Below are 852 nucleotides of genomic sequence, written 5' to 3'. Positions count from 1 at the left end.
GTCATCGAGTGTTCTCCCTGCCTTGCTGGCTTGTTGGAAGAAACGTTGAACCAATTCTAAAATTGAGCCAATTATGATTTTGTGGCAGTGAGGCCGATATGAGCGGATTACGCGAACGGCAGAAAGCGGACCGGCACCGCCGCATCATCGATGCGGCCACCGCTCTGTTTCGCGAGGTCGGCTATGAGGGCGCCAAGATCGAGGCGATCGCCGCGCGGGCCGAAGTCTCGATCGGCACGATCTACAATTACTACCAGAACAAGGGCGACATCCTCGGCGCCATCGTTTCGATGGAAGTCAACGAGGTACTGAATGCCGGGCGAGGGGTGGTCGCCAGCCCACCAGCCAATGTCGGCGATGCGCTGGACACGCTGATCGGCATCTACATCGAGCACTCGCTGAACTATCTCAGCAAGGAGATGTGGCGTCAGGCAATGGCGATCTCGACGCAATTGCCCGACAGCCCCTTCGGCCAGGCCTATACTGGGCTGGACCGGGAACTGACCAAGCAAATAAGCGCGCTGATCGCACGATTGCAGGAACTCGGCCTGGTACGCCCAGACATAGACGGATCGGCGGTCGGCGAGTTGATCTTCAACAACATGAACATGATGTTCATCGAGTTCGTGAAGCGGGATGAGGCGAGGATACCGGAGCTGAGGGCGGCGATACGGAGGCAGAACAGGGTGCTGGTGGCGGCGATTGGGCTGTGATCTGATCAAGCAGGAACAGCTGTCGTCCGAGATTTGCCTCTTTTTTTCTTCTGACATTAGGAACCAGAGTTTCTCTATATAGCTTCTGCGCTAGGGGGCTTTGCAAAATGGCCGGGTACGACATTCGGATACATTGGGA

1 protein-coding gene is annotated in these 852 nt (G+C 56.5%); it reads left to right on the top strand.

All coding sequences use genetic code 11. The features are described from left to right. Positions 1-98: 98 nt before the first annotated feature. Positions 99-713: a TetR/AcrR family transcriptional regulator gene (locus EOD07_RS36055; protein ID WP_127238486.1), complete on the top strand. Its 615-nt coding sequence runs from the start codon at positions 99-101 to the stop codon at positions 711-713. Positions 714-852: the final 139 nt, after the last annotated feature.

Source organism: Mesorhizobium sp. M2C.T.Ca.TU.002.02.1.1, from assembly GCF_003997225.1.
This window is presented reverse-complemented; position numbering and strand designations above follow the sequence as displayed.